General features: G+C 67.2%; 7 protein-coding genes. All 7 read left to right on the top strand.

Annotated elements, in window-relative coordinates:
* The first annotated feature begins 4 nt into the window (after nt 1-4).
* Entirely contained in the window at nt 5-1264 is a 1260-nt protein-coding gene (gene nuoH / locus A5706_RS28470; RefSeq protein ID WP_197518017.1) for an NADH-quinone oxidoreductase subunit NuoH, read from the top strand.
* A complete protein-coding gene (nuoI, locus tag A5706_RS28475) occupies nt 1257-1802 on the top strand; it encodes an NADH-quinone oxidoreductase subunit NuoI (RefSeq protein ID WP_082964700.1) in 546 nt (181 codons plus the stop codon). The genes nuoH and nuoI overlap by 8 nt, the downstream gene beginning before the upstream one ends.
* A complete protein-coding gene (locus tag A5706_RS28480; RefSeq protein ID WP_068138794.1) occupies nt 1799-2614 on the top strand; it encodes an NADH-quinone oxidoreductase subunit J in 816 nt (271 codons plus the stop codon). The genes nuoI and A5706_RS28480 overlap by 4 nt, the downstream gene beginning before the upstream one ends.
* On the top strand, nt 2611-2910 hold the full coding sequence (gene nuoK, locus A5706_RS28485; protein ID WP_007168303.1) for an NADH-quinone oxidoreductase subunit NuoK: 300 nt from the start codon (nt 2611-2613) through the stop codon (nt 2908-2910). The genes A5706_RS28480 and nuoK overlap by 4 nt, the downstream gene beginning before the upstream one ends.
* A 12-nt stretch (nt 2911-2922) precedes the next feature.
* The gene (nuoL, locus tag A5706_RS28490; RefSeq protein ID WP_068138797.1) at nt 2923-4809 is read left to right on the top strand and encodes an NADH-quinone oxidoreductase subunit L; all 1887 of its coding nucleotides are present in this window, start codon (nt 2923-2925) and stop codon (nt 4807-4809) included.
* Nucleotides 4810-4873: 64 nt separating this feature from the next.
* Nucleotides 4874-6442 (top strand): NADH-quinone oxidoreductase subunit M, encoded by a 1569-nt coding sequence (locus A5706_RS28495; RefSeq protein WP_068138801.1) that lies wholly within the window; start codon nt 4874-4876, stop codon nt 6440-6442.
* The coding region (gene nuoN, locus A5706_RS28500) for an NADH-quinone oxidoreductase subunit NuoN (RefSeq protein ID WP_068138804.1) at nt 6439-7976 on the top strand (1538 nt) is incomplete at its 3' end. The genes A5706_RS28495 and nuoN, both read left to right, overlap by 4 nt.

Raw genomic sequence — 7976 nt, forward strand, 5'->3', positions numbered from 1 at the left:
CCCCTTGTCCGCCTTCGGGCACGACCCCTGGTGGTTGGTGCTCGGCAAGGCGCTGGCCATCTTCGTCTTCCTGATGCTGAACGTGCTGCTCGCGATCCTGCTCGAGCGCAAGATCCTGGGCTGGATGCAGCTGCGGCCCGGACCGAACCGGGCGGGCCCATGGGGCGCGCTGCAGAGCCTGGCCGACGGGATCAAGTTGGCGCTGAAGGAAAGCATCACTCCGGGCGGCGTCGACAAGTTCGTGTACTTTGCGGCGCCGGTCATCTCGACGATTCCGGCGTTCACCGCGTTCGCGTTCGTCCCGTTCGGTCCGGTGGTGTCGGTTTTCGGCCACCGCACGCCGTTGCAGCTGACCGATCTTCCGGTGGCGGTGCTGTTCATTCTCGGCCTGTCGGCAATCGGGGTGTACGGCATCGTGCTGGGCGGCTGGGCGTCCGGGTCCACCTACCCGCTGCTCGGCGGGGTGCGCTCCACCGCGCAGGTCATCTCCTACGAGGTGGCGATGGGGCTGTCGTTCGCCGCGGTGTTCCTCTACGCAGGCTCCATGTCGACGTCGCAGATCGTCGGCGCACAGGACCGCGTCTGGTACGTCTTCCTGTTGCTGCCGTCCTTCGTGATCTACCTCATCTCGATGGTCGGTGAAACCAACAGGGCGCCATTCGATCTGCCCGAGGCCGAGGGCGAGCTGGTCGCCGGATTCCACACCGAGTACTCGTCACTGAAATTCGCGATGTTCATGCTGGCCGAGTACGTCAACATGATGACGGTTTCGTCGCTGGCCACGGCCCTGTTCTTCGGTGGCTGGCATGCGCCCTGGCCGCTGAACATGTGGGCGGGCGCCAACACCGGCTGGTGGCCGGTGCTCTGGTTCACCGCCAAGATGTGGACCTTCCTGTTCATCTATATGTGGCTGCGAGCCTCACTGCCCCGGCTGCGCTACGACCAGTTCATGGCGCTGGGCTGGAAGCTGCTGATCCCCGCCTCGCTGGTGTGGGTGCTGATCGCAGCCGTGATCCGCACCGCGCGCAACCAGGGGTACGCGCATTGGACGCCGATCCTGGTGGTCAGCAGTCTGGTCTTCGCCGTGGCGCTCGTGCTGCTGTTGCGAAAACCATTCAGCACGCCGACGATTCGCGCGCTGGAACGCGAGCTGCGCCGCGAGAACGGGGAAAGCCCCGGCCCGGTAGTCACCCAGTCGGCCTTCCCGACACCGCCGCTGCCGGCACAAAAAGCCCGCGCGAGCAAGGAGACAGCACGTGCCTAACTTTTTCGACGCCGTAGCAGGTTTCGGCGTGACGTTCGCGTCGATGTTCAAGAAGAGGGTCACCGAGGAGTATCCGGAAAAGCCGGGCCCGGTCGCGCCGCGCTACCACGGGCGCCACCAACTCAACCGGTATCCCGACGGCCTGGAGAAGTGCATCGGGTGCGAGCTGTGCGCCTGGGCGTGTCCCGCCGACGCGATCTACGTCGAGGGCGCCGACAACACCGAGGAACTCAGGTATTCGCCGGGGGAACGCTACGGCCGGGTCTACCAGATCAACTATCTGCGCTGCATCGGCTGCGGCCTGTGCATCGAGGCCTGCCCGACCAGGGCGCTGACCATGACCAACGACTACGAAATGGCCGACGACAACCGCGCCGACCTGATCTACGAGAAGGACCGGCTGCTCGCCCCCCTGCTGCAGGACATGCTCGCGCCGCCGCACCCCAGGGCGGAAGGCGCCACCGACAAGGACTACTACCTGGGCAACGTGACCGCGCAGGGGCTGCGGGAACGCGAAAACGCCGGAGACACCCGATGATCGCTGTGCTCGCCTCAACCCCGCTCGCCTCGGAGACCATCGCTCGCACCTCCACCGGCGAGGCGGTCACGTTCTGGGTGCTGGGCGCGGTGGCGCTGATCGGCGCGCTCGGGGTGGTGCTCGCCGTCAACGCCGTGTACTCGGCGATGTTCCTGGCGATGACCATGATCATCCTGGCGGTGTTCTACATGATCCAGGACGCGCTGTTCTTGGGCGTCGTTCAGGTCGTCGTCTACACCGGCGCGGTGATGATGCTGTTCCTGTTCGTCCTGATGCTGATCGGTGTCGACTCCGCGGAATCGCTGAAGGAGACGCTGCGCGGCCAGCGCGTGGCCGCGGTGATCACCGGCCTCGGGTTCGGGATCCTGCTGCTGGCCGGCATCGGCAACGTGGCGACCGGAGGATTTCTCGGGCTCACCGCCGCCAATTCCGGCGGCAACGTGGAAGGCCTGGCCGCGCTGATCTTTTCGCGTTACCTGTGGGCCTTCGAGCTGACCAGCGCCCTGCTGATCACCGCGGCGGTCGGCGCCATGGTGCTGGCGCACCGGGAACGTTTCGAGCGGCGCAAGACCCAGCGCGAGCTTTCCGAAGAACGCTTCCGGACCGGCGGGCGCCCCACCCCGCTGCCCAACCCGGGCGTCTACGCGCGCCAGAACGCGGTCGACGTCGCCGCGCTGCTGCCCGACGGCTCGTACTCGGAGCTGTCGGTGTCCCCCATCCTGCGGATTCGCGGGGCGGACGGCGGAGACGTCGCGGCGGCGCGCTCCACCGAAGCCGTGCCCGGTTCTATTTCAGGGGCAGGTGCGTCGTGAATCCGGCCAACTACCTTTACCTTTCGGCGCTGCTGTTCACCATCGGGGCGTCGGGGGTGCTGTTGCGCCGCAACGCCATCGTGATGTTCATGTGCGTGGAGCTGATGCTCAACGCCGTCAACCTGGCGTTTGTCACGTTCGCGCGAATGCACGGCCATCTCGACGGACAGATGATCGCGTTCTTCACGATGGTGGTGGCGGCATGCGAGGTCGTCGTCGGCCTGGCCATCATCATGACGATTTTCCGTGCCCGCAAATCCGCTTCCGTCGACGACGCGAACCTACTCAAAGGCTAAAAGAACGCCGAGATGACTGACTACACCTGGCTGCTGGTGGCGCTGCCGTTGGCGGGTGCCGCGATCTTGTTGTTCGGGGGCAGGCTCACCGACGCGTGGGGCCACCTGCTGGGTTGCGCCGCCGCGCTCGCGGCGTTCGGGGTTGGCGCGACGTTGCTCGCCGACATGCTCGGCCGCGGCGAGGCCGACCGCGCCATCCACCAGAAGCTGTTCACCTGGATCCCCGTCGGGCAACTCCAGGTCGACCTCGGGCTGCAGATCGACCAGCTGTCGATGTGCTTTGTGCTGCTGATCTCCGGGGTCGGGTCGCTGATCCACATCTATTCGGTCGGCTACATGGCCGAGGATCCGGACCGCCGAAGGTTTTTCGGCTACCTCAACCTGTTCCTGGCCTCGATGCTGCTGCTGGTGGTCGCCGACAACTACGTGGTGCTCTACGTCGGCTGGGAGGGCGTCGGCCTGGCCTCCTACCTGCTCATCGGTTTCTGGTACCACAAGCCGTCGGCCGCTACCGCGGCCAAGAAGGCGTTCGTCATGAACCGGGTCGGTGACGCCGGGCTGGCGGTGGGAATGTTCTTGATGTTCAGCACCTTCGGCACGCTGTCGTACGCCGGGGTGTTCGCGGGCGCGCCTTCGGCTTCGAGCGGCGCGGTAACCGCGATGGGGTTGCTGTTGCTGCTGGGCGCCTGCGCCAAGTCCGCGCAGGTTCCGCTGCAGGCGTGGCTCGGCGACGCGATGGAAGGCCCGACGCCGGTGTCCGCCCTGATCCACGCGGCGACCATGGTGACCGCCGGCGTGTACCTGATCGTGCGGTCCAATCCGCTCTACAACCTTTCGCCCGGAGCGCAATTGGGCGTGGTCATCGTCGGCACTGTCACCCTGCTGTTCGGGGCGGTCATCGGCTGCGCCAAGGACGACATCAAGCGCGCCCTGGCGGCGTCGACGATGAGCCAGATCGGCTACATGGTGCTGGCCGCCGGCCTCGGCCCGGCCGGCTACGCCTTCGCGATCATGCACCTGCTCACCCACGGCTTCTTCAAGGCCGGCCTGTTCCTCGGGTCCGGGTCGATCATCCACGCGATGCACGAGGAGCAGAACATGCGCCGCTACGGCGGCCTGCGCAAGGCCCTGCCGGTCACATTCGCCACGTTCGGGCTGGGATACCTGGCGATCATCGGCGTGCCGCCGTTCGCGGGCTTCTTCTCCAAGGACGCCATCATCGAGGCGGCACTGGCCGCCGGCGGCACCCGCGGCTACGTGCTGGGCGGGGCCGCGCTGCTGGGCGCCGGTGTCACCGCGTTCTACATGACCCGGGTCATGCTGATGACCTTCTTCGGTGAAAAGCGTTGGGCCCCCGGCGCCCACCCGCACGAGGCGCCCGCCGTGATGGCGTGGCCGATGATCCTGCTCGCCGTCGGTTCGGTGTTCTCCGGCGGCCTGCTGGCCTGGCGGGGCACCCTGCAGCACTGGCTCGAGCCGGTCGTCGGGATCCACGAAGAGGCCGTGCACGCCCTGCCGGCGTGGGTCACCACCGTCGTCGCGTTGGGTGTCGTCGCCGTCGGCATCGCGGTGGCCTACCGGATGTACGCCACCGCGCCCATCCCGCGGGTCGCCCCCGTGCGGGTCTCGCCGCTCACGACCGCCGCGCGCGCCGACCTCTACGGCGACGCGCTCAACGAGGAGGTGTTCATGCGCCCCGGCGCGCAGCTGACCGAGGCGCTGGTCGAAGTCGACAACGCCGGCGTCGACGGCTCGGTCAACGCATTGGCCGCGCTCGTGAGCCGAACGTCAAACGTCCTGCGGCGCTTCCAAACCGGCTTCGCCCGCAACTACGCATTGTCGATGCTCGCGGGCGCCGTGCTGGTGGCCGCACTGATCCTGGCGGTGAGGGTGTGGTGAGCGGAAGTTTTCTTAACCGCGCCGGCGACGATGCAGAGCGAAGCGATGAGGAGGAGCGGCGCTTATGAACGTGCCGTGGCTGAGCGTCCTGTGGCTGCTGCCGCTGGCGGGGTCCCTGCTGATCATCCTGCTGCCCCCGGGGCTGCGGCAGGCGGCCAAGTGGACCGGCTTGGTCGTCGGCGTGCTGACGCTGGCGGTGGCGATCGTCATCACCGTCGGCTTCAAGACCGGCGGCCCCACCTACCAGTTCGTCGAAAGCCACAAGTGGATACCGGCGTTCGGCGCCGGCTACTCGCTCGGCGTGGACGGCATCGCGGTGGTGCTGGTGCTGCTGACCGCGCTGCTGATCCCACTGCTACAGGTGGCCGGGTGGAACGACGGCAACAAGGGCACCCAGGCGAATACCCGTAGCGTGCACGCCTACGTCGCGCTCACGCTGGCCATCGAGGCGATGGTGCTGATCTCGGTGGTCGCGCTGGACGTGCTGCTGTTCTACGTCTTCTTCGAGGCCATGCTGGTGCCGATGTACTTCCTGATCGGCGGCTTCGGGCAGGGTTCCGGCCGGTCGCGCGCGGCGGTGAAGTTCTTGCTGTACAACCTGTTCGGCGGTCTGATCATGCTGGCGGCGGTCATCGGACTGTATGTGGTCACCGCGCAGCACGGCTCGGGCACCTTCGACTTCCGCGACATCGTGGCCGGCGTCGCGTCGGGACGCTACGGCGCCGACCCGGCGGTGTTCAAGGCGCTGTTCCTGGGCTTCATGTTCGCGTTCGCGATCAAGGCCCCGCTGTGGCCGCTGCACCGCTGGCTGCCCGATGCCTGCGTCGAGGCCACCCCGGCGACGGCGGTGCTGATTACGGCCGTGATGGACAAGGTCGGCACCTTCGGCATGCTGCGCTACTGCCTGCAGCTGTTCCCCGACGCCTCAACGTATTTCCGTCCGGCGATCGTGACGCTGGCGATCATCGGCGTGATCTACGGCGCAATCGTGGCGATCGGCCAGACCGACATGATGCGCCTGATCGCCTACACGTCGATCTCGCACTTCGGGTTCATCATCGCCGGCATCTTCGTCATGACCAGCCAGGGGCAGAGCGGGTCGACGCTCTACATGCTCAACCACGGGATCTCCACCGCCGCGGTGTTCCTGATCGCGGGATTCCTGGTGACGCGGCGCGGCAGCCGGGCGATCGCCGACTACGGCGGCGTCCAGAAAGTTGCACCGATCCTCGCTGGCACGTTCCTGGTTTCGGCCATGGCCACCCTGTCGCTGCCCGGGCTGGCGCCGTTCGTCAGCGAATTCCTGGTCCTGCTGGGCACTTTCAACCGGTACTGGCTGGCCGGCGCGTTCGGGGTAACCGCCCTGGTGCTCGCGGCCATCTACATGCTCTGGCTCTACCAGCGGGTGATGACGGGACCGGTGGCCGAGGGCAACGACCGGATCACCGACCTGCGGGCGCGCGAATTGGTCGTCGTGGCACCGTTGCTCGCGCTGTTGTTCGTGCTGGGCGTCTATCCCAAACCGGTGCTCGACATCATCAACCCCGCCGTCGAGAACACCATGACCACCATCGGCCAACATGACCCGGCGCCGAGCGTGCCGCCCCGGACTGCCGAAGGACCGCACCGATGACCCTGCCCACCCCAAGCGTCGAGTACTTCCTGCTGTGCCCGATGCTCATCGTCTTTTCCGTCGCGGTCGTCGGGATCCTCGTCGAGGCCTTCCTGCCCAGGCGGATTCGCTACGCCGCGCAGATGACGCTGGCCCTCGGCGGCCTGATCGCGGCGCTTTTCGCGGACGTGGAAGTCGCCGAGTCGATTCCCGCGTCCGGTCGCACCGCCGTGCTGGGCGCGGTGGCCATCGACCGGCCGGCGCTGTACCTGCAGGGCACGGTGCTGCTGGTCGCGGTGCTGGCGGTCATCTTCATCGGCGAGCGGACCCAAGCCAAGGCGGAGAGCAAGGTCGCCGCGCGGGTGGGCTCGGGCGGGCTGGATTCCTTTACGCCGCAGGCGTCCGCGGTTCCCGGCGGTGAGGCCGAGCGCGAGGCCGAGCGGGCCGGGGCCGCGCAGACCGAGCTTTTCCCGCTGCTGATGCTGTCGGTCGGCGGCATGATGGTATTCCCCGCGTCCAACGACCTGTTGACGATGTTCGTCGCCCTGGAAGTCTTGTCGCTGCCCCTGTACCTGATGTGCGGGCTGGCCCGGCATCGCCGCCTGCTGTCCCAGGAAGCGTCGATGAAGTACTTCCTGCTGGGCGCGTTCTCCTCGGCGTTCTTTCTCTACGGCGTGGCGCTGCTCTACGGCGCGACGGGCACGCTGCTGCTGCCCGGGATCCGGGATGCCCTTGCCGCCCACGGCGATAGCTCGATGGCGCTGATCGGCGTCGCGCTGCTGTCGGTCGGCCTGCTGTTCAAGGTGGGCGCGGTCCCGTTCCACTCCTGGATTCCCGACGTCTACCAGGGTGCGCCCACCCCGATCACGGGGTTCATGGCGGCGGCCACCAAGGTGGCAGCGTTCGGCGCGCTGCTCCGCGTCGTCTACGTCGCGCTGCCCCCGCTGCACCACGAGTGGCGCCCGGTGCTGTGGGCGATTGCGATCCTGACCATGGCCGTGGGCACCGTGACGGCGGTGAACCAGACCGACGTCAAGCGGATGCTGGCCTATTCGTCGGTCGCGCACGTCGGCTTCATCCTCACCGGCGTGATCGCCGACAACACCGCCGGCCTGTCCGCCACGCTGTTCTATCTGGTCGCCTACAGCTTCAGCACCGTGGGCGCGTTCGCCATCGTGAGCCTGATCCGCAACAAGGACGGCGTCGAGGACGCGACGATCTCACACTGGGCCGGGCTCGGACAGCGCTCCCCCATTGTGGGCGTGATGTTTTCGATGTTCCTGTTGGCCTTCGCCGGCATCCCGTTGACGAGCGGATTCGTCAGCAAACTCGCGGTGTTCAAGGCAGCCGCCCAGGGCGGCGCCGTGCCACTGGTCATCCTCGGCGTCGTCGCCAGTGCTGTCGCCGCGTACTTCTACGTGCGCGTCATCGTGTCGATGTTCTTCACCGAAGCGACCGACGACACCCCGCACGTGGTGGAGCCCGGCATCCTGAGCAAGGTCGCGATCGCGGTATGCGCCGCCGTCACAATACTTTTGGGGATCTTCCCGGAGCA

Source organism: Mycobacterium sp. E796, assembly GCF_001672815.1.
GTDB lineage: Bacteria > Actinomycetota > Actinomycetes > Mycobacteriales > Mycobacteriaceae > Mycobacterium.

Coding starts and splice junctions, on each gene's coding strand:
- A5706_RS28495 (WP_068138801.1), top strand. CDS start 4,874: ATGAACGTGCCGTGGCTGAGCGTCCTGTGGCTGCTGCCGCTGGCGGGG.
- nuoL (WP_068138797.1), top strand. CDS start 2,923: ATGACTGACTACACCTGGCTGCTGGTGGCGCTGCCGTTGGCGGGTGCC.
- A5706_RS28480 (WP_068138794.1), top strand. CDS start 1,799: ATGATCGCTGTGCTCGCCTCAACCCCGCTCGCCTCGGAGACCATCGCT.